This window comes from Nocardia sp. NPDC050378 (assembly GCF_040655675.1).
Taxonomy (GTDB): Bacteria; Actinomycetota; Actinomycetes; order Mycobacteriales; family Mycobacteriaceae; genus Nocardia; species Nocardia coubleae.
Genome location: NZ_JBFAKI010000015.1, coordinates 56,838 through 75,720 on the forward strand (window position 1 = coordinate 56,838; position 18,883 = coordinate 75,720).

Below are 18,883 nucleotides of genomic sequence, written 5' to 3' on the forward strand. Positions count from 1 at the left end.
CGGGGTTGCCGTTGTTGCCTTGGTTGCCGCCGCCGTTGCCTTGGTTGCCGTTTCCGTTGCCGGGGTTCGGGTTGCCGTTGTTGCCTTGGTTGCCGCCGCCGTTGCCTTGGTTGCCGTTTCCGTTGCCGGGGTTCGGGTTGCCGTTGTTGCCTTGGTTGCCGCCGTTGTTGCCTTGGTTGCCGTTTCCGTTGCCAGGGTCCGAGTTCCCGTTGCCGTGGTCCCCGGGTTCGGCGACGAACCGGAGCGCGCCGCTGTCGGGGAGTTTCGAGGTGTCGGGCACGGCGGTAGGGTCGAGCACCGCGACGGCGACCTGGCCGCCGGGCGGCGGTGTGGGCTGGGCAGCCGCGAGCCCGCAGTAGCCGAGGACCCCGAGGACACCCACGGTGCCGGCTGCCACCGCGGTTCGTCTCATCCGACCGGCTGCCACTTGCCCTCCGTCCCGTCGCCGAAAGCCCACCACACACCATTGCGGTCGGATTCGGAGGGCATGACGTTACTGTTCCCGACCGTCGATCGGTCCCGCGCCGACAATCGTCGACACAGTCCGAACGGCGTCGGACCATCGGCGCCCTAGTAGGCGAAAGACAGCGGTTCGACGGGTTCGGCGCGGTGTTTGCCGCCGCCACCGCCGTCGTCGGGGCCCGAATCGTCGTGCTGCGACGTGGTCGAATCCGGCGCCGGGCCCACCACGGTGTACCGATGCATGAGGTAGTACCAGACCACCGCGAGCGCACCGTAGAGCAGGGTGAACACGATCAGTGAGAACAGCACGGTGCCCGGCGCGTGGTCCGAGACGCCCTGGTCCACGGTCATGCGGATGGTGAGGTCGCCGGCGAGGTCGGGAACGACCACCCAGGGCTGGCGCCCCATCTCGGTGAACACCCAGCCCGCACTGTTGGCCAGGAACGGCGTCGGGACGGCGAGCAGGCTCAGCCAGGCGAACCAGCGCCGGTCTGGGGCGCGACCACCCCGGGTCACCCAGAATCCGGCAAGCAGCAGCACCATCGGGCCGGCGAGCAGGCCGACCATGGTGCGGAACGACCAGTAGGTGACGAACAGATTCGGCCGATAATTGCCGGGCCCGTATTGCTCGACATAGGAACGTTGCAGGTCCTCGACGCCCTGCAGGGTCACGCCGGTGAACTGATCTTCGGCCAGGAACGACAGCACATAGGGAACCTCGATCAGGTGCTCCACGCTGTCGCAGTTGTTGTGTGTGCCGACGGTGAGCACCGAGAACTTCGGGTCCGTCGCCGTGTGACACAGCGATTCCGCCGAGGCCATCTTCATCGGCTGCTGATCGAACATGATCTTGCCCTGGATATCGCCCGTGAGTGCCACCACCACGATCGACGCCGTCACCACATACAGCGAAGCGCGAGCCGCGGGACGCCAGAGCGTGGTCGCTTCGGACTGTTTCGCCGCGTCACCGCTGCGCATAGTGCGCACCATGAACCACCCGCAGATACCGGCGACGAACACCGACGCGGTGAGGAACGCGCCGGCGACCACATGCGGGAACGCCGCCAGCGTCGTGTTGTTGGTGAGCAACGTCCAGATGCTGTCCAGTTCGGCCCGGCCGGTCTCGGAATCGAACCTGGCACCGACCGGATGCTGCATGAACGAGTTGGCCGCGATGATGAAATACGCCGACGCGTTCACCCCGATGGCCACCAACCAGATCGTGGCCAGGTGAACGAGTTTCGGCAGCCGGGACCAGCCGAAGATCCACAGGCCGATGAAGGTCGATTCGAGGAAGAAGGCGACCAGGGCTTCCAAAGCCAAAGGGGCCCCGAAGATATCGCCGACGAAACGGGAGTACTCGCTCCAGTTCATCCCGAACTGGAACTCCTGCACGATGCCGGTGGCCACGCCGATCGCGAAATTGATCAGGAACAATCTGCCGAAGAACTTGGTGAGCCGATACCATTTTTCGTCGCCGGTGACGACCCACGCCGTCTGCATTCCCGCGACGATCGGAGCAAGACCGATGGTGAGCGGGACGAAGATGAAGTGATACACCGTGGTGATACCGAATTGCCACCTCGAGATATCGACGGTGCTCATCGCCAACGTACTCATCGTCGGTCTCCTGCCGTCGTTGTGATCTGTCGCCGAAGCAGACGCGTGTGCGCCGCTGTCGAGAGGAGCGTCGAACGTGGTTTTCGGGGTTCAGGACCCGAGTGATACCGCGGCTTCGGAGGTCTCGACCAGGAAGGTGAAGGTTTCCTGGAAGTACAGCTGGACGGTCTCGGCGTCGTGGCTGAGGTAACCGATGGAGAGGTCTTGGCCGATGGCGAGTTCGAAGTCGCCGCCGCGGGTGGTGAGGGCGAAACCACCGGTGATGGCCGGTGCCCAGATGATCTCGCCGTCGATGAGCCGTTCGATGTGGGTGCGGATCGGGTGGCCGTGGTCGGAGGTTTCGCTGACCTTGGTGTAGAGGTCGGCGCTGAGCAGGACCGAATACGGACCCTGGACACCGGCCAGGCGCAACTCGGTGAGGGCATGGGAAATGGCGTCGGGGATGTCGACCACATTGCCGGGCAGGGCGACGGGGGAGTTGGAGGCGGCGGCGCGGATGCCGGTGATGCCCGCGGCGGCGTAGCCCTCGAAGATCGCGCGGTCTTCGGCGAAGGCGATCTTCTGGGCGGCGTCTTTGAGGTTGTCGAGGTCGGCGTCGAGGGCGCCGCGTTCGATGTCGTCGAGTTCGGAGCGCCTCAACGTGAAGGGCACCCGGAGTTCCACGAGCGGCTGCACGACGCGCTGGTGTGCCTGCACACCGTCGTCGGGGGAGTCGGCCGGGGTGCGTCTGCCCCGGTTCAGCGCCGAATAGGCCACACCTCGGGGACCGGACACGTCGACGACCCGGCGTCCGGCGATATTGCGCTTGAACGTGCGGGTGGCCTCTTCTTCGATTTGTGTCCAGGCCTCGTCGGTGATCGGCGCGAGTTCGCGATGCAGGTTGTTCATTCAGTTACTCCCTTTCATTGACCCGATGGAGAGCGAACCGTCCGAGACCACCGGGGCTGCCTCGGCGGCGATGACCGGAGCGAACTCGGGAACATCGATATCGACGTCTTCGTCGGCGACGGATGAGGGTGCATCAGGCAGATCGCCGAGGAAATCGGCGGACGGAGCGAAGAACAGACCGCCGGTGACAGCGGTCGAGAAGTCGAGGATGCGGTCGTAGGGTGCTTCGTCGGTGCCGAGAAACATGCGCTCGAGCATCTTCTCCGGTACGGATGGTGTGGCACAGTAGGCGATGTAATACGTGCCGAGCCGGCCGTCTCCGACGGTGCCGAACGGCATATTCGCGCGCACGATATCGTGCTCCACCCCGTCGGCATCGACGATCGTATTCATGGTGACGTGGGAGCTGGGTGGCTTCACGTCGTCGGGCAGTTCGTAATCGCTGAGTTTGGTACGCCCGATGATGAGTTCCTGCTCCTCGATCGTCAGGGCATTCCATTCGTCGAGTGGGTGAAGGTATTTCTGCACGATCACGTAACTGCCACCGGCGAACACCGGATCCTCGTCGCCGACGAGAACTGCCGCCTCGGCCGCGCCGCCCTCCGGATTCGCGGTCCCGTCGACGAACCCGAGCAGGTCGCGCTGTTCGAAGTAGCGGAACCCCGATGTCTCGTCGACAACGGTCGCCGCGTCGCGCAGCCTGGTCGCGATCGCCACCGCCAATTCGTAACAGGTGCCCGTCATCTCGCTCCTGATGTGGAACAGCAGGTCGCCGGGAGTGGCGGGGCAGGAGTGCACCGGACCGGCATAGCCGGGGAACTCGTGCAGCTCGGTGGGTGCGGGACCGATGAACAACCGGCCCCAGGCGCGGTGCCCGATGCCGACGACACAGCTGAGATGCTGATCCGGGGTGCGGAAACCGTCCGACTTGCGCAGGTCGTCGACCTCGGCCAGGAGTTCGCGGACCGCCGCCTCACCGCCCTCATCGATGGTGGCGACGAGAAAGATCGCTGCCTGTGTGAGTGGAACGAGGACCCGCTGCGGCTCACCCATGGCGGTCAGCCTACGGCGCACCGATGTTCGGGATGTGCTTCATCGGTGCGTGTCAGGCAGTGTGTCCCCTTCGCCGGAATACGGCAGTATCTGCCTCATGTTCGCTCGTCATACCAGCCGGTCGCCGGCAGTTCTGCTCGTGCTCGGCGCGCTCGCTGTGTTGTCCACGGGCACCGGCGCGGCCGGTCCCGGCTGGGGGCCGCTCGCCGGGCCGAATCCGTTTCTCGGACCGACGGGTACGGCGACCATGCACGGCGACGCGGGGTCGTCGGACGCGGTGCCGCACGCCGGACCCGGGCCCGGCGCGCGAGTCGTCGGCGGGTACCCACTCGGGGCGGCCTGCCCCACTCTGCTGCAGGGCTCCGACGGGCTCGTCGTGGCGCTGTGTACGGCGGTGGCCGATCGTGCGCCGGTAGTGCATTTGATCGACCCGTCCGCCGGGGGAAATCCGGATACCGGGTCGGCGATGTCCGGATCGCTCGCACAGTTGACGTTGGCCAAAGGGGGTCTGCTCGGCGGGGTGTACGCCTATCTCGACCACGCCGACCGGCTGGTCGTGGTCGACGGCAACCGCGCGCTTCTGCGAATCGCCCACGAACGCGGCGCCAGGGGATGGGAATTGCGGGTGGTGGAAGCCGTCGACCTGACCACGGCCGTTCCGGCGGACGACGGCGTCACCGGCCTGGTGCCCGACCGGTCGGGCACGGTGTGGTTCGCGACGGAGAACGGCATCGTCGGGACAGTCACCGCGGAAGGCGTGATCGCCACGCTGACCCTGCCCGCCGAGGAGAAGGTGGCCAACAGCATCTCCTCCGCGCCGAGCGGCCGGGTAGCGGTCGCGACCACGCACGCGCTCTACGAATTCGGCACCGATGCGTCGGGCAAGCCGGTGCGGCTGTGGCGCGCGGCCTACGACCGGGGCCCGGCCCGCAAACCGGGGCAGCTGTCGTGGGGTACCGGGTCGACACCGACGTACTTCGGCCCGGATACCGGCGCCGACTATCTGACCATCGTCGACAACGCCGCCGATCAGGTGAAGGTTCTCGTATTCCGTTCCGGCAGTGGCGAACTCGTCTGCTCTCGGCCGGTGCTCAGCAACGGCGGTGCGGGCAGCGAGAACTCGCCGATCGGTATCGGCGGCTCGGTCTTCGTGGCCTCCACCTACGGGTATCCGTACCCGGCGGTGCCGGCGGGTGCGGGTCCGGCGCAACCCGGAACAGCGCCGTTCACCGGCGGCATGACGCGCGTCGACGTGGACCGCGACGGCTGCCGAACGGTCTGGGAGAACACGGTGCGCAGTGCCGCGGTACCGCACCTCTCGACAGCGGACGGACTGATGTACACGGTCATCCGCGACGGCACACCGAACACCACACCCATCGACGGCTACTCCTTCACCGTCATCGATCCCGAGGACGGCGCAGTGGTGAGCCGAAACGCACTGCCACCCACCTTGCTCGCCGACCCACTGCAGACCTCGCCGTTGATTCTGCGCAACGGCGAGGTACTACAGGGAGTCACCACAGGCATCGTCCGAATCGGTCGTTGAATTCCTCGGTGACGGTGCTTCAGGCCGAGCGGGTGATGGTGACCTTCACGTTTTTCATGATCGGCTGATCGCTTTGGGTGCTGATGTCGCCGATCGCGCACAACACATTGAGTTCGGGCATGTATCCGGCCGCGCAACCGCGGGGGATGTCGTAGGGGACGACCTTGTAGTTGTGGACCGACCGGGTGCTGCCGTCGCGGGCGATGCTGGTGATATCCACCTCGTCGAATTGTGACAGGCCGCGTTCGCGCATGTCGTCGTCGTTCATGAAAACGAGGGTGCGCAGATTCTTGATGCCGCGATAGCGGTCGTTGTCGGAATAGATGGTGGTGTTCCACTGATCGTGTGATCGCAGCGTCGCCAGGCGAAGAATGCCCGGTTCCTGGGTCAGATCGGGCAGATCGGCGCAGGAGAACTCCGCTTTGCCCGAGGGCGTGAGGAAGATCAGTTCCCGGGCCGGCTGCTTGATGCGGAAGCCGAGCGGCAAACGCACTCGCCGGTTGAAATCCTCGAATCCGTCGAGCACTCGTGACATGGTGTCGCGGATGCGGTCGTAGTCGGCGACGTAGTAGTCCCACGGCGTCTTGCTCTGTGGCAGTGCGGCTTTCGCGATTCCGGCGATGATGGCAGGTTCGGACAGCAGGTGCCGGGAGGCCGGCTTCTTCATGCCCTTGGACAGGTGGACCATCGCCATCGAGTCCTCGACCGAGGTCTGCTGTTCCCCGCCGCGCTGGATGTCTTTTTCCGTGCGGCCCAGGCACGGCAGGATCAGGGCTTCGGTGCCGTGCACCAGGTGGCTGCGGTTGAGTTTGGTGCTCACCTGGATGGTGAGGTCGCATTTGCGCAGGGCTTGGTAGGTGTAGGCGGTGTCGGGTGCGGCGAGCGCGAAATTGCCGCCCATCGCCATGAACACCTTCAGTTTTCCGGCTTGCATCGCCTCGATGGTGGCGACGACGTCGTAGCCGTCGGCACGCGGTGAGGTGATGCCGCAGGCCGCGTCGAGCCGATCGAGGAACTGCGCCGCCGGCTTGTTGGCGATACCGCAGGTGCGGTTGCCCTGCACATTGCTGTGCCCGCGCACCGGCGACGGACCGGCACCCTCGCGCCCCAGATTGCCGCGCAACAGCAGCACGTTCACGATCTCGCGAACGGTGTCGACGCCGTGCTCGTGCTGGGTCACCCCGAGGCACCAGCTGATGATGCTGCGGTCGGCCTCGCAGTACACCCGCGCGGCCTTGCGGACATCGTCCTCGGTGAGCCCGGACTGTTCCTCGATCGTCGACCACGGCGTGGCCTCGACGACCGCGCGGTATTCCTCGAAGCCGTGGGTGTGCCGCTCGATGAACTGGTGATCGAGTGCCTTGGGATCGGATTCGGATTCCTCGAACACGGCCTTGGCGATGCCACGCATCAGGGCGAAGTCACCGCCGATGCGCGGCTGCAGGTTCAGTGTCGAGGTATCGGTCGTGCGGAACGTCGCCATCCGCAGGATCTCGTGCGGGATGATGGTGCGCGTCGCACCGGCTTCCACGAGCGGGTTGATGTGCACAATCTGCGCACCACGCCGGTCGGCCTCGGCGAGGGCGGTCAGCATGCGTGGTGCGTTGGAGGCGGCGTTCACGCCGAGGATGAACAGCGCGTCGGTGGTTTCCCAGTCCTCGAGGTCGCAGGTGCCCTTACCGGTCCCGAGGGCGGCCTGCAGCGCGCGCCCGCTCGCCTCGTGACACATGTTCGAGCAGTCGGGCAGATTGTTGGTGCCGAGTTCCCGGGCCATCAGCTGATAGAGGAATGTCGCCTCGTTGCCGAGCCGACCCGAGGTGTAATAGGCCGCCAGATTCGGGTCGTCGAGTTCGCGTAAGGCCTTGCCCGCCATCGCGAACGCGTCGTCCCAGCTGATCGGGACGTAATGGTCGGTGACCGGGTCGTAGCGCATCGGCTCGGTGAGCCTGCCCTGATTCTCGAGGTCGTGGTCGCTCCACGTGGACAGTTCCGCCACCGAATGCTCGGCGAAGAATTCCCGCGTCACCCGTTTGTGTGTCATCTCCCACGTGACATGTTTGATGCCGTTCTCACAGATGTCGAGATGGATGCCCTTGATCGAATCGGGCCACGCGCATCCCGGGCAGTCGAAACCACCGTTCTCGTGATTCATCTTGATGATGGCGCGGGTGCCGAGCAGTGGTTCTTTCTCCTGGCCGATCATGAACTCGGTGACCGCTTTCGCTGCGCCCCATCCGGCGGCCGGATGATGGTACGGCTCGAATTCCGGGGTCGCCGCGCGGTCGCGAGCACCGCTCGGGCCGTCGTCGGGGTCGAACTCTCCAAACGCATCGGTCATGACAGTCCCTTCGACGATTTCGAAGCCGGTCTTCCCGTCCGCCGGAATTCTCTCCCCGGGGAGCCACGATTCGAGGTAGGCGGGCCGTCACCATCGTCGCCGTCGCGGGCGGCCGTGGCCAAGACCGACTTCCGACTGCTCGATAGGTGTGGTTTATCGCTGCCGCGTACCCCCTGAATTCGTCCGATGTGCCCGATTTCGGCCGGTTGACGCCTCGCGCACGATTCATGCACCGTGGTTCATCGGCCCTACGGGCATGCCCGCGACCGACCCTCGGAGGAATCTTGCGCACCATGCTGAAACAGGCGCGCCCGGTGTTTCGGCGATTCGTCACCGAGATCGATCATCTGCCCGCCGCCCGCGTCTTCGCCGGCTTGGCGATCCCCGGTCTGATACTCGTCGTCGCCGGACGCACCGATCTGCTCATCTACGCGGTGTTCGGTTCCTTCACCGGCATGTACGGGTTCGCCGAAGCACCGAGGCAACGACTCGCCCACCAGTGCGAGGCCGCCGTGATGCTGGTCGGCGCGGTGGGAGCGGGCATTCTGCTCGGTCGGCTGCACGTTCCGCCCGCGGTGCTGGTCGCGGCCGTCGCCGTGTTCGCCGCGGTGGCGTCACCGGTCACCGACCGGCTCGGGTTGCGGCCGGAGGGCCCGTTCTTCGGCATCTTCGCTTTCGGCGCGATCGCGATGGTGGCCGACACCCAGCGTCATCCGGTCACTGCGCTGCTGATCTGCGCGGGCACCGCGATCCTGTGCGTCGCCGTCGGATACCTGGACTCCACTCGCCGCGTGCGGCGCGGTACGGCCACCGACGTGCCGAGCCGGTGTCCACCGCACCGCCGGGGCATCGACTCGGCGACCCAGGCGGGCCGCTACGCACTGGCGATCTCACTGTCCGGTGGCATCGGTCTGCTGCTCGGTGTCGGGCACGCCAACTGGGCCATGGCCGGTGCGGCCGTGCCGTTGGCGGCGGCGACCGCGCGCGACCGGATGACCCGGGGGATGCACCGGGTGATCGGCACCTTCCTCGGCCTGCTCGTGGCGACACCGCTGCTGATCCCGGGACCGAGCCCGGCGGTGCTCGGGCTCGCGATCATCGCGCTGCTGTATCCGACCGAGCTGTTCATGGCGCGTCACTACGCGCTGGCGCTCGGCTTCTTCACGCCGCTGATCATGGCGATGACCGAGCTCGCCGACCCGACCGATCCGCTCACCATGCTCACCGAGCGCGGGCTCGACACGGTGATCGGCGTGGCCGTGGGATCAGCTGTCGCATTGCTGATCCGTGATCCGGCCCCGCATACTGTCGTGATGGGACCGTACCCGGACCAGGCGCCCGTCGAGCACGCGCGCGAGATCCCCCAGGCACCCCACGCGACGGCCGCCGCCCGAGACGACGGCTAGGCAGACGTGCTCTTCCGTCAGCTCGAATACTTCGTGGCGCTCGCCAGGGAACGTCACTTCGCCCGTGCGGCCAAGTCGTGCTACGTATCCCAGCCTGCGCTGTCCGAAGCGCTGCGTAAACTCGAGCACGAGCTCGGCGTGCCGCTGGTCCGGCGGGGACACAGCTTCGAGGGGCTCACACCGGAAGGGGAGCGGCTGGTTCTGTGGGCTCGGCGGATCCTGGCCGACCGCGACGCGCTCGAACACGAAGTCGCCGCACTGCAAACCGGTTTGACCGGTGAGCTGCGGATCGGCGTGATTCCGGCGGCATCGAGCACCGTCGCCCTGCTCACCGACCCGTTCTGCGTCGAACATCCGCTGGTTCGGGTGCGGCTGGAAACCAAACTGCGTTCACTCGACATCGTCGAGCGTATCCGTCGGTACGAACTCGACGCGGGCATCATCTACGCGCACGGGGTCGACACCAGCGGGCTCACCCGCACCCCGCTCTACACCGAACGGCACGTGCTGCTCGCAGGCACCGAACTCCTGGCGGGACGCACCGCAACGATCACCTGGGCCGAGGCGCTGGAAATGCCGATGTGCCTGCTGCACAAGGAAATGCGGGGACGACAGCTCCTCGACGAAGCGCTCGCCGGGCGCGGACTGCGCGCTACGCCGCAGGTCGAGACCGACTCCGTGGTCGCGTTGCTCGCGCATGTGAGCACCGGTCGCTGGGCGTGTGTCGTGCCGCAGCCCTGGCTGCGAACCTTGCCCACGCCCACCGGAGTGCGGGTACTCGCACTCGACGACCCGGCCGTCTCCGCCGAGATCGTGCTGGTCACGGCGGCGGGGGAGCCCGGCTCGGTACTGGCCAAGGCGCTGGTCACGACCGCTGGTGCCGCCGACCTGGACGCCGCGCTCGGCGAGCCCGCACCGGGCTGACCGACGATCACGGGATCATCGAGGACCGTTGGGGACGCTGCCCCGCCATGAGCGGTCCGTTGCTGTTGCCGGCGGTCACTCGCCTGCTCGGTGCTGCGGCGGCTGCGGCCGTCGGTATCGGCAGCGGCACTCGGTTTGCTGACCGGCATCGCCACTGCCGCAACGATTGTCGTAGTGGCCGGCTGGTTCGTGCTCTGCACCGTCATCCTCGCGCCGACGAGCAACCTGGCGCGGGCATCGTCAGCGAATGAGTATCCGGTGGCGATGGTCCGTCGCCAGTCGTTGCGCGCCGGCGTAGACGTTCATCGAATCGCCGCGCAGGAATCCGACCAGGGTCAACCCGTTGTCGGCAGCGAGATCCACCGCCAGCGACGACGGCGCGGATACCGCCGCCAATACCGGAATGCCCGCCATGAGCGCCTTCTGCACAAGTTCGAAGGATGCCCGTCCGCTCACCATCAGAACGGTTTCGCGCAACGGCAGCAGTGCGGCCCGCACGGCGGCGCCGATCACCTTGTCGACCGCGTTGTGTCTGCCGACGTCCTCACGCAGGTACAGCAGCGATCCGTCGGCGGTGAACAGGCCGGCCGCGTGCAATCCACCGGTGGTGTCGAACACCTTCTGCGCGTCGCGAAGCCGGTCCGGCAGGGTCGCCAGGACTTCGGGCGGGCAGCGCACGGGATCGTCTGCCACCGACCAGGTGGCAGCGGTGCGCACCGCATCGAGGCTGGCTTTGCCGCACAGTCCGCAGGAGGACGTGGTGTAGAAGTTGCGTTCCAGCGATGGGTCAGGGGCGGCGACACCGGGTGCCAGGACCACGTCCACGATGTTGTAGGTGTTGGTGCCCTCGGCGGTCGCGCCCGCGCAGTAGCGGATTCCGGCGATCTGATCCGGCGATCGAACGACCCCCTCGCTCACCAGAAAGCCTGCCGCGAGGTCGAAGTCGCTTCCCGGCGTCCGCATCGTCACGGTCAGCGGGCGGCCGCCCACCCGGATCTCGAGGGGTTCCTCGCTCACCAGCGTGTCGGGACGTTCGCTGTGCACGCCGTCCCTGATGCGCAGCACAGGTCGTCGCACGGTCACTCGTCCCACTGTGTTCTCCGCTTCTCTGGTCGGATCGCAGGCACTGCTCACCGACAGTCAAAGGTGCCGGGCGATCCGCGTCAAAGTCGCCTCTCCGATCGGTCGACAACCGTGACTTATCATCCGAGGATGTCGGCGAGCACCGTCGCCTCGCTCATGTCGACGAGGCGGGACGCGGTCAACAGGGTCAGCGGACCGCTTTTCGCCATCTCACGCAGTTCGTCGAGGGCGGTCGCCTGGGTCGGCTGCTCGAGTTCGGCCCGGTATCTGCGCGTGAACTCGCCGAACTTCTCCGGTGTGTGGTGGTACCACTTGCGCAGTTCGGTCGACGGTGCGACGTCCTTGCACCAGGCGGTCAGGTCGGCTCGTTCTTTGCTGATGCCGCGCGGCCACAGCCGGTCGACGAGGACGCGTCGGCCGTCGGCCGGTTCGGGGTCCTCGTAGATCCTGCGCACGCGAACATTCCGAGACTTCGTCATGTGCCCTCTTTCGCCGGTCGATGTAGGCGGAAGCTGCCGGTCACTGTATAGCGGGGTGGCATCCCCCAGGACGGGGCTCGCGACCGCACCGGATCCGTCGGCGAGTCGGGGCGGAATCGGCGGGATTCGACGGTGTCTTCGTCTGGGATCACGTGGCCCGCGCCGATGAAGCCGGCCTCGCCGTCGGCGACTGCTGGATCGGTTTGGCCGCCATCGCGGCCGCGACGACCAGGGCGGTGTTCGGGCCAAGGGTCACGCCGCTCTCGCGCCGGCGGCCACATGATGTCGCGTGGGAGAGCGTCGGGCTCGAGTTGCTCAGCGGTGGTCGGTGCGGCAAGCGCCCCTGCGTCGCGCCGCGAGATACGACGGTCTGTGTCCGGAGGCGAGCCCGACGGACTGGTCGACATGCTGGACATCATCGCCGAGCACCGCGGCGACTTGACCGGCTTCGACGTGGCGGTGGCCGCGAACGAGAACCGCGATGCCTACGAACGCGCGGGTGCCACCTGGTGGTTGCGTGCACTGCCGATGATCGTCTCCCGCGCCGAGGCGCTGTCGGTCGTCCGGCGGGGGCCGTGACGAGAAGAGTGATGAGACAGCCGGGCTCGGCTACCGGCAACGGCGGGTAGCAACGCAGCGCGGGGAGTAGGGTCGATAGCCGTGGATTCGCGCGAGATCGATTCGTCGGTTCGGGTGCGTGGTGCCCGGGTCCACAATCTGCGCGATGTCGATGTCGAGCTGCCGCGTAATGCCCTGGTCGCGTTCACCGGTGTGTCGGGCTCGGGGAAATCCTCGCTGGCCTTCGGGACGCTCTACGCCGAATCGCAGCGCCGGTACCTGGAGTCGGTCGCACCGTATGCCCGACGGTTGCTGAATCAGGTGGAAGCGCCCGACGTGGACGAGGTTTCGGGAATGCCGCCGACGGTGGCGCTGGCCCAGCGCCGGTCCACGCCGTCGTCGCGGTCCACCGTCGGCACGGTGAGTGCCCTGTCGAACACGCTGCGGCTGTTGATGTCGCGCGAAGGCGACTACCCGGCGGGGCCCGCGCGGACCGGACCCGGGCACTATCCGGCGGGAACCAACCGGTTGTATTCGGACGCCTTCTCGCCCAACACCGTCGAGGGCGCGTGTCCGCGCTGCCACGGGCAGGGCGTGATCCACGAGGCCACCGAGGAATCGATGGTGCCCGACCCGTCGTTGAGCATCAGGGAGGGGGCGATCGCGTCGTGGCCCGGTGCCTGGCAGGGCAAGAATCTGCGCGATGTGGTCGCCGCGCTGGGTTACGACATCGACCGCCCCTGGCGCGAACTCGATGCGGCCGACCGTGAGTGGATCCTGTTCAGCGACGAACAACCCGTCGTCACCGTGCATCCCGAGCGCGAGGCCCACCGCATCCACCGCCCCTACCAGGGCACCTTCAGCAGCGCCCGCCGGCTGCTGCGCCGAGCCCACGCCGAATCCAAGAGCGAGAAGACCCGGGCCAAGGCCGCGGAATTCCTGCACACCACCGTGTGCCCGCTGTGCCACGGACACCGGCTCAAGCCCGAATCGCTGGCGGTGACCTTCGCCGGTTACAACATCGCCGAACTCGGTGAACTGCCGTTGCACGAACTGGCCGAGGTGCTACGGCCCTACACCACCGGCACCGGCGCGGCGGCCGTACTCACCCAGGACCTCACGTCCCGGCTGGACGTACTGATCGAACTCGGCCTCGGCTACCTCGGTATCGACCGGGAAAGTCCCACCCTCTCGGGTGGCGAACTGCAGCGCCTGCGGTTGGCGGGACAGTTGCGGTCGGGGCTGTTCGGCGTCGTCTACGTGCTGGACGAACCCTCGGCCGGGCTGCACCCCGCCGACACCGCCGCGCTCACCACCGTCCTGCGCAGACTCGAAAAGTCCGGCAACAGTGTCCTTCTCGTCGAACACGACATGGATGTGGTGCGCCACGCCGACTGGGTGGTCGATGTCGGTCCGGGTGCCGGCGTCAACGGGGGACGGGTGCTCTACAGCGGAGAGGTGGCCGGTCTGCGTGCGGTGCCCGATTCGGTGACCCGGCGCTACCTGTTCGACGAGGTGTCGCGCGAACCGCGGGTGCCCCGCGTGCGCGACGGCACGCTGGAGTTGCGAGGAATCGAGATCAACAACGTGCGCGGTGTCGACGTCGACCTGCCGCTCGGAGTCTTCACCGCCGTGACCGGGGTATCGGGCGCGGGCAAAACCAGTCTGCTGCGGGCGATTTCGGCGGGCGCCGAAGCCGACTCGGCCGTCGACCGGGTGGTCGAGGTGGATCAGGCGCCGATCGGGCGCACGCCGCGTTCGAACCTGGCCACCTACACCGGCCTGTTCGACACCGTCCGGGCCCTTTTCGCCGACACTCCCGCGGCGCGGGCGCGTGGTTACGGCATCGGCCGCTTCTCCTTCAACGTCGCCGAAGGACGCTGCCCCACCTGTCAGGGCGAGGGGTACATCACCGTGGAACTGCTCTTCCTGCCCAGCACCTACACTCCGTGCCCGGACTGCCACGGCGCCCGCTACAACCCCGAAACCCTCGAGATCACCTACCGGGACACGACGATCGCCGGCGTGCTCGACATGACCGTCGAACAGGCCGAACCGTTCTTCGCCGACGTGCCCGCGGTACACCGGGCGCTCCGCACGCTCCTCGATGTCGGGCTCGGCTATCTGCGGCTCGGCCAGCCCGCCACCGAACTGTCCGGTGGCGAAGCCCAGCGGGTGAAGCTGGCCACCGAACTCCAACGCACCCGCCGCGCGGGCACGCTGTACCTGCTGGACGAGCCGACCACCGGGCTGCACCCCGCCGACACCGAAGTGCTGCTCGCCCAACTCGATTCGCTCGTCGACTCCGGCGCGACCGTGGTGGTCGCCGAACACGACATGGTCGTGGTCGCACAGGCAGATCACGTGATCGACATGGGCCCCGACGGCGGTGCCCGCGGCGGCCGGGTCGTCGCCGAGGGCACCCCGAAGTACGTCGCGGCCGCGCCGGACAGCCGAACCGCCCCCTACCTGGCGCGGATGCTGTGACCGCTCAGCTGAGGGTCTTCTGGGCGGCGGGGTCGAAGGGCTTCAGCTCGTCGAAGCGTCCGTCGAGGACCTTGCGCGCCCACTCGGGATCCTGGAGCAGCGCACGTCCCACGGCGACCATGTCGACCTCGTCGCGTTCCATCCGTTCGAGCAGATTGTCGATGCTGCCCAGTTCGGCGCCGTGCCCACGGAAGGCGTTCAGGAAGTCGCCGTCGAGGCCGACCGAGCCGACGGTGATCACCGGCTTACCGGTGAGCTTCTTGGTCCAGCCGGCCAGATTCAGGTCGGAACCGTCGAATTCGGGGAGCCAGTAGCGGCGGGTCGAGGCGTGGAAGACATCGACGCCTGCCTCGGCCAGCGGGGCGAGGATCGCCGCCAGCTCCTGGGGCGTCTGGGCCAGGCGGCCGTCGTAGGCGTCCTGCTTCCACTGCGAATAGCGCAGGATCACCGGGAAGGTCGGCGAGACGACGGCGCGCACGGCCCGGACGACCTCGGCGACGAACCTGGTCCGGGCCACCGCGTCCCCGCCGTAGGCGTCGGTGCGGCGATTCGTGCGTGACCACAGGAACTGATCGAGGAGATAGCCGTGGGCGCCGTGGAGTTCCACCCCGTCGAATCCGAGGCGTTCGGCGGCCGCGGCGGCGTCGGCGAAGGCGGCGATCACGTCGTCGAGGTCGCGCTGGGTCATGGCGTGGCCCGCGCCCTCGGTGCCGTCGACGCGAATGCCGGAGGGGCCCATGGCCGGGGCGTCGGGGTAGGGCGCTTCACCGTGGTTGCGCACCATGCCGATGTGCCACAGCTGCGGGACGATGGTGCCGCCTGCCGCGTGCACGTCGGCGGCGACCTTCGCCCACCCGGCCAGCTGGGCCTCGCCGTGGAAGCGCGGAACGCGATCGCTCTGTCCCGCCGACTCGTGACCGACATAGGTGCCCTCGGTGACGATCAGGCCGACGCCCGCGGCGGCTCGGCGGGCGTAGTAGGAAGCCACGTCGTCACCGGGGATACCGCCGGGGGAGAACATCCGGGTCATCGGGGCCATGGCGATCCGGTTGGGGACGGTCAGGCCGTTCAGGGTGATGGGTCGTGACAGGGCCTGCGTCGCACGGGCGGCGTCGGACACGGTGACGGTCATGAATGCTCCTGCTTACTTGAGAATGTCGAAGGTTGAGAACTTCAAGCAATGCCGCCACCGTAGGCGGAGATATTTGAGGTCGTCAAGTTTCTGGCGCTAGTCTTGAACCATGTCAGAGCCTCCCCGCGACGATCCAGACCAGCTCATGGAGCTGTTGTCGGTGTCGCTCGGCGTGTATTACGGAGACTTCACCGCCGCCGCGGCCGGCGAGCAGCTCACCGCTATCCAGGCCAAGACTCTCACCGTGCTGCGCCGTGGGCCCATCGCGATGCGAAGGCTGGCCGAGACCATGTACTGCGATGCCTCCAACATCACGGGCATCATCAATCGGCTCGAGAAGCGTGGGCTGGTACGCCGGGAGACCAGCGCCGCCGATCGGCGCGTCACCCACCTCGTCATCACCGCGGAGGGGGAGCAGGTCACCGACGCGATCCGCGCGAAGATGCACCGCACGCGCGCGGGTCTCGAGCGGCTCGACGTGGAACAACGCCGGACGCTGTCGGCGCTGCTGTCGAAAGTGTTCCGGGAGTAAGAGGACTCAGTCGGCGCCGCGGGTGGCGACCCAGGTGGCGATCTGGGCCCGGTTCGACGAGCCGAGCTTGGTGAGAATGTTGCCCACGTGCGTGTCGGCGGTGCGGGGCGCGATGACGAGGCGGGCGGCGATCTCCTTGTTCGTCAGCCCGGTGGCGATCAGGGTCGCCACCTCGTACTCGCGTGGGGTCAGCGGCGCGATGGCGACAGGATGCCGAGTCGCCGGTTCACGGTGCGGGGCCAGCGCGAACTCGAAGGCCTCGTCGATCGGCATGGCCTGCCCGGCCAGGAACGCGGTGTCGAAACGGTCGTCGCCCAGTGCCTGGATCGAGGCGTCGCGAAAGAGCGTGTGCGGGCGCACGAGGATGACGTCGGGGTCGGAGCCCAGCTGCTCCCACGCGGACGCGGCGACACCGAACAGGGTGGCGGCGCGCAAGTGCTGGTTGCGTGCAGAGGCTACCCACGCCAGTGCTTCCACGTGATAGGCGTCGCCGAATCTGCTTCCCCACCGGCGCGAGATCCGCAGGGCGGTGTGTCCGGCTCGCTCGGCCGCGTCGGGATTGCCGAGCATCACTTCGATCAGCGAGATGGCGAACAGGTAGAGCCCGCGATAGTAGTAATCGCCGTGCTCCTCGCACAGCCGCACCGCCTCGCGTAGCTCCTGGAGGCGACCGGTGGGATCGGCGGCGGCGGTCGCCAGCGCGTAGATGTTCCACGCCCCCATCGACTCACGCAGGTGCCCGTGGGCGCGCAGGGTGTGGGTGGCTTCCCAGGCGAGGGCGGCGGCGTTGTCGTTGTCCAGGTCGATCTTGGCCGCGGCGGACCGGGCGGCCTGCGCGAGGGCGATCACGACCGGGTCGCCGGAGCGCGCCGCCTCCCGATCGGCTTGATCGAGTTCGCGATAGGCGCTGTCACGATCGGTCATCCAGATCGAATGCAGGGCGAGCACCGCCCAGCCGCGCGCCGCGTGCGGCGAATGCGGCACCGCGTGCAGCGCACGCTGCAACCAGACCTTCACGAGCTGATCCGAGCCTGCCATCCGCCAGAACTCGTCGACGCAGGCCGCCATCTCGAGCGCGGTCTCGGCCTCGCCCGGCGTCTCGAGCGACCATTCGAGCGCCAAGCGCAGATCGGGTTGGCAGACCTGCAACCGACGCACGTGTTCGTACTGCTTCTTGCTGAAGAACTCCCGGTCGGCCAGCAGAATCACGTCCCGGAACCAGTCCCGATGCCGGCGGGCGACGGCCTCGATCGCGCCCTCCGCGGTCAGCTTCTCGGCGCCGAACTCGCGCACCGGCCGCAACAAGCGGTAGTGCGTGATGTCGTCGCCGCGCCGTTCCAGGATCGACTTGTCGACCAGCGAATCGACGATCGACACCACCGGCGCGACCGAACACGGGTCGGCGCAGACGTTTTCGGCGGCTTCCAGCTCGAACCAGTCCTGGAAGATCGACAGGCGCGCCCACACCCGCTTCTCGTCCTCGGTGCACAACCGGTAGCTCCAGTCGACAGTGTTGCGCAGCGTCTGGTGCCGGTCGGGCACCCCGTGCGTCCAGGCCGACGGCAGCGTCAGCCCACACGACCAGCGGTCGATGATCTGCGCGGGCGACAGCGAGCGATGCCGGGCCGCCGCCAATTCGATGGCAAGTGGGATCCCGTCGAGCAACCGGCACAGGTGGGCGATGGCGGCGGCGTTCGACTCGGTGATCCGGAAATCGGCGCGCACCGCCCTCGCCCGGTCGACGAGCAGGGCCACGGCCGGGTATTCGGCGATCCGGGCGGGATCGTCGAGCTCCGGTGGTGGCACGGCCAGTGGCGGTAGCCGATAGACCTGCTCGCCCGCCACGCTGAGTGTCTGCCTGCTGGTGACGAGCAGGGTCACTCCGGGGCAGGTCGCGAGCACCTGGATGACGAAGTCGGCGCAGCCGTCGAGCAGATGTTCGCAGTTGTCGAGGACCAGCAGCGGCGCCCGGCGAACCAGATGGTCGAGTACCCGTTCGGTCGCCGACTCGCCGGTCTTGATCCGCACTCTGAGTGCCGCCGCCACCGCTGTGCCGACTTCGTGATCGTGGCGCAGCCCGGACAGCTCCACGAAGTAGACGCCGTCGTCGTAGTCGGCGGCGAGCTGCCCGGCGACCTTGCGTGCCAGGCGGGTCTTGCCGAGTCCGCCCTGGCCGGTGATGGAGACCAGGCAGCCGTCGTCGAGCAACGCACGCACCGCGGCTACCTCGGCATCGCGGCCGAGGTAGCTGGTCGCCGCCGGGTCGAGCGTGCTTCGAACCATCTGCCGTCTCGGGTCGTACCGGACGACACGTGCTGTCGATCCGGCTCACGGGTGTGATCGGTATCGGCGATCGTACTCAGCCGTCGTCC

At 67.5% G+C, this 18,883-nt stretch carries 14 protein-coding genes and 2 pseudogenes; 7 read left to right on the forward strand and 9 right to left on the reverse strand.

The annotated features are described in order from the left end of the window. The 4 genes and pseudogenes from AB0I35_RS25810 to AB0I35_RS25825 form a co-directional block, all read right to left on the reverse strand. Window positions 1–397: pseudogene (locus AB0I35_RS25810) on the reverse strand (hypothetical protein); the annotation flags it as partial. Between the two features lie 173 nt (window positions 398–570). Beyond that, window positions 571–2,067: a cytochrome ubiquinol oxidase subunit I gene (locus AB0I35_RS25815; RefSeq protein ID WP_357398964.1), complete on the reverse strand. Its 1,497-nt coding sequence runs from the start codon at window positions 2,065–2,067 to the stop codon at window positions 571–573. Window positions 2,068–2,172: 105 nt separating this feature from the next. Beyond that, entirely contained in the window at window positions 2,173–2,970 is a 798-nt protein-coding gene (locus AB0I35_RS25820; protein ID WP_357398890.1) for a family 1 encapsulin nanocompartment shell protein, read from the reverse strand. Beyond that, window positions 2,971–4,023: a Dyp-type peroxidase gene (locus AB0I35_RS25825; RefSeq protein ID WP_357398893.1), complete on the reverse strand. Its 1,053-nt coding sequence runs from the start codon at window positions 4,021–4,023 to the stop codon at window positions 2,971–2,973. A gap of 97 nt (window positions 4,024–4,120) precedes the next feature. On the opposite strand from AB0I35_RS25825, the gene AB0I35_RS25830 reads away from it, so the two are divergent. After that, window positions 4,121–5,572, forward strand: a complete 1,452-nt coding sequence (locus AB0I35_RS25830; protein ID WP_357398894.1) for a hypothetical protein — start codon at window positions 4,121–4,123, stop codon at window positions 5,570–5,572. A 19-nt stretch (window positions 5,573–5,591) separates the two neighbouring features. Here the strand turns inward: AB0I35_RS25830 and AB0I35_RS25835 are convergent, their stop codons facing one another. After that, a complete protein-coding gene (locus AB0I35_RS25835) occupies window positions 5,592–7,910 on the reverse strand; it encodes an FdhF/YdeP family oxidoreductase (protein WP_357398895.1) in 2,319 nt (772 codons plus the stop codon). Window positions 7,911–8,203: 293 nt separating this feature from the next. Here AB0I35_RS25835 and AB0I35_RS25840 point away from each other — a divergent pair, with 293 nt between their 5' ends. Continuing rightward, window positions 8,204–9,316: an FUSC family protein gene (locus AB0I35_RS25840; RefSeq protein WP_357398966.1), complete on the forward strand. Its 1,113-nt coding sequence runs from the start codon at window positions 8,204–8,206 to the stop codon at window positions 9,314–9,316. A 6-nt stretch (window positions 9,317–9,322) separates the two neighbouring features. Continuing rightward, window positions 9,323–10,240, forward strand: coding sequence for a LysR family transcriptional regulator (locus AB0I35_RS25845; RefSeq protein WP_357398896.1), 918 nt, complete (start codon window positions 9,323–9,325; stop codon window positions 10,238–10,240). A 240-nt stretch (window positions 10,241–10,480) separates the two neighbouring features. Here the strand turns inward: AB0I35_RS25845 and fdhD are convergent, their stop codons facing one another. Together fdhD and AB0I35_RS25855 are read right to left on the reverse strand one after the other, a co-directional pair. After that, complete coding sequence (gene fdhD / locus AB0I35_RS25850) at window positions 10,481–11,332, reverse strand: formate dehydrogenase accessory sulfurtransferase FdhD (protein ID WP_357398897.1); 852 nt, start codon at window positions 11,330–11,332, stop codon at window positions 10,481–10,483. Window positions 11,333–11,442: 110 nt separating this feature from the next. Then, complete coding sequence (locus AB0I35_RS25855; protein WP_357398899.1) at window positions 11,443–11,802, reverse strand: DUF488 family protein; 360 nt, start codon at window positions 11,800–11,802, stop codon at window positions 11,443–11,445. A gap of 152 nt (window positions 11,803–11,954) precedes the next feature. On the opposite strand from AB0I35_RS25855, the pseudogene AB0I35_RS25860 reads away from it, so the two are divergent. The 3 genes and pseudogenes from AB0I35_RS25860 to AB0I35_RS25870 all read left to right on the forward strand — a co-directional run. After that, window positions 11,955–12,074, forward strand: a pseudogene (locus AB0I35_RS25860) (LLM class flavin-dependent oxidoreductase); the annotation flags it as partial. 100 nt (window positions 12,075–12,174) lie between these two features. Next, entirely contained in the window at window positions 12,175–12,381 is a 207-nt protein-coding gene (locus AB0I35_RS25865; protein ID WP_357398969.1) for a hypothetical protein, read from the forward strand. 81 nt (window positions 12,382–12,462) lie between these two features. After that, window positions 12,463–14,847: an excinuclease ABC subunit UvrA gene (locus tag AB0I35_RS25870; protein WP_357398901.1), complete on the forward strand. Its 2,385-nt coding sequence runs from the start codon at window positions 12,463–12,465 to the stop codon at window positions 14,845–14,847. 4 nt (window positions 14,848–14,851) lie between these two features. Here the strand turns inward: AB0I35_RS25870 and AB0I35_RS25875 are convergent, their stop codons facing one another. Beyond that, window positions 14,852–15,979, reverse strand: a complete 1,128-nt coding sequence (locus AB0I35_RS25875) for an NADH:flavin oxidoreductase (RefSeq protein ID WP_357398902.1) — start codon at window positions 15,977–15,979, stop codon at window positions 14,852–14,854. A gap of 109 nt (window positions 15,980–16,088) precedes the next feature. On the opposite strand from AB0I35_RS25875, the gene AB0I35_RS25880 reads away from it, so the two are divergent. Further along, on the forward strand, window positions 16,089–16,511 hold the full coding sequence (locus AB0I35_RS25880) for a MarR family transcriptional regulator (RefSeq protein WP_357398904.1): 423 nt from the start codon (window positions 16,089–16,091) through the stop codon (window positions 16,509–16,511). 6 nt (window positions 16,512–16,517) lie between these two features. On the opposite strand, the gene AB0I35_RS25885 is transcribed toward AB0I35_RS25880, so the two are convergent. Beyond that, a complete protein-coding gene (locus AB0I35_RS25885; RefSeq protein WP_357398905.1) occupies window positions 16,518–18,794 on the reverse strand; it encodes a LuxR C-terminal-related transcriptional regulator in 2,277 nt (758 codons plus the stop codon). Window positions 18,795–18,883: the final 89 nt, after the last annotated feature.

What these genes read in the sequence shown, in the direction of transcription:
- AB0I35_RS25815 (WP_357398964.1), bottom strand. Translation starts at nt 2,067, where the DNA reads ATGAGCACCGTCGATATCTCGAGGTGGCAATTCGGTATCACCACGGTG.
- AB0I35_RS25820 (WP_357398890.1), bottom strand. Translation starts at nt 2,970, where the DNA reads ATGAACAACCTGCATCGCGAACTCGCGCCGATCACCGACGAGGCCTGG.
- AB0I35_RS25825 (WP_357398893.1), bottom strand. Translation starts at nt 4,023, where the DNA reads ATGGGTGAGCCGCAGCGGGTCCTCGTTCCACTCACACAGGCAGCGATC.
- AB0I35_RS25830 (WP_357398894.1), top strand. Translation starts at nt 4,121, where the DNA reads ATGTTCGCTCGTCATACCAGCCGGTCGCCGGCAGTTCTGCTCGTGCTC.
- AB0I35_RS25835 (WP_357398895.1), bottom strand. Translation starts at nt 7,910, where the DNA reads ATGACCGATGCGTTTGGAGAGTTCGACCCCGACGACGGCCCGAGCGGT.
- AB0I35_RS25840 (WP_357398966.1), top strand. Translation starts at nt 8,204, where the DNA reads ATGCTGAAACAGGCGCGCCCGGTGTTTCGGCGATTCGTCACCGAGATC.
- AB0I35_RS25855 (WP_357398899.1), bottom strand. Translation starts at nt 11,802, where the DNA reads ATGACGAAGTCTCGGAATGTTCGCGTGCGCAGGATCTACGAGGACCCC.
- AB0I35_RS25875 (WP_357398902.1), bottom strand. Translation starts at nt 15,979, where the DNA reads ATGACCGTCACCGTGTCCGACGCCGCCCGTGCGACGCAGGCCCTGTCA.
- AB0I35_RS25880 (WP_357398904.1), top strand. Translation starts at nt 16,089, where the DNA reads ATGTCAGAGCCTCCCCGCGACGATCCAGACCAGCTCATGGAGCTGTTG.
- AB0I35_RS25885 (WP_357398905.1), bottom strand. Translation starts at nt 18,794, where the DNA reads ATGGTTCGAAGCACGCTCGACCCGGCGGCGACCAGCTACCTCGGCCGC.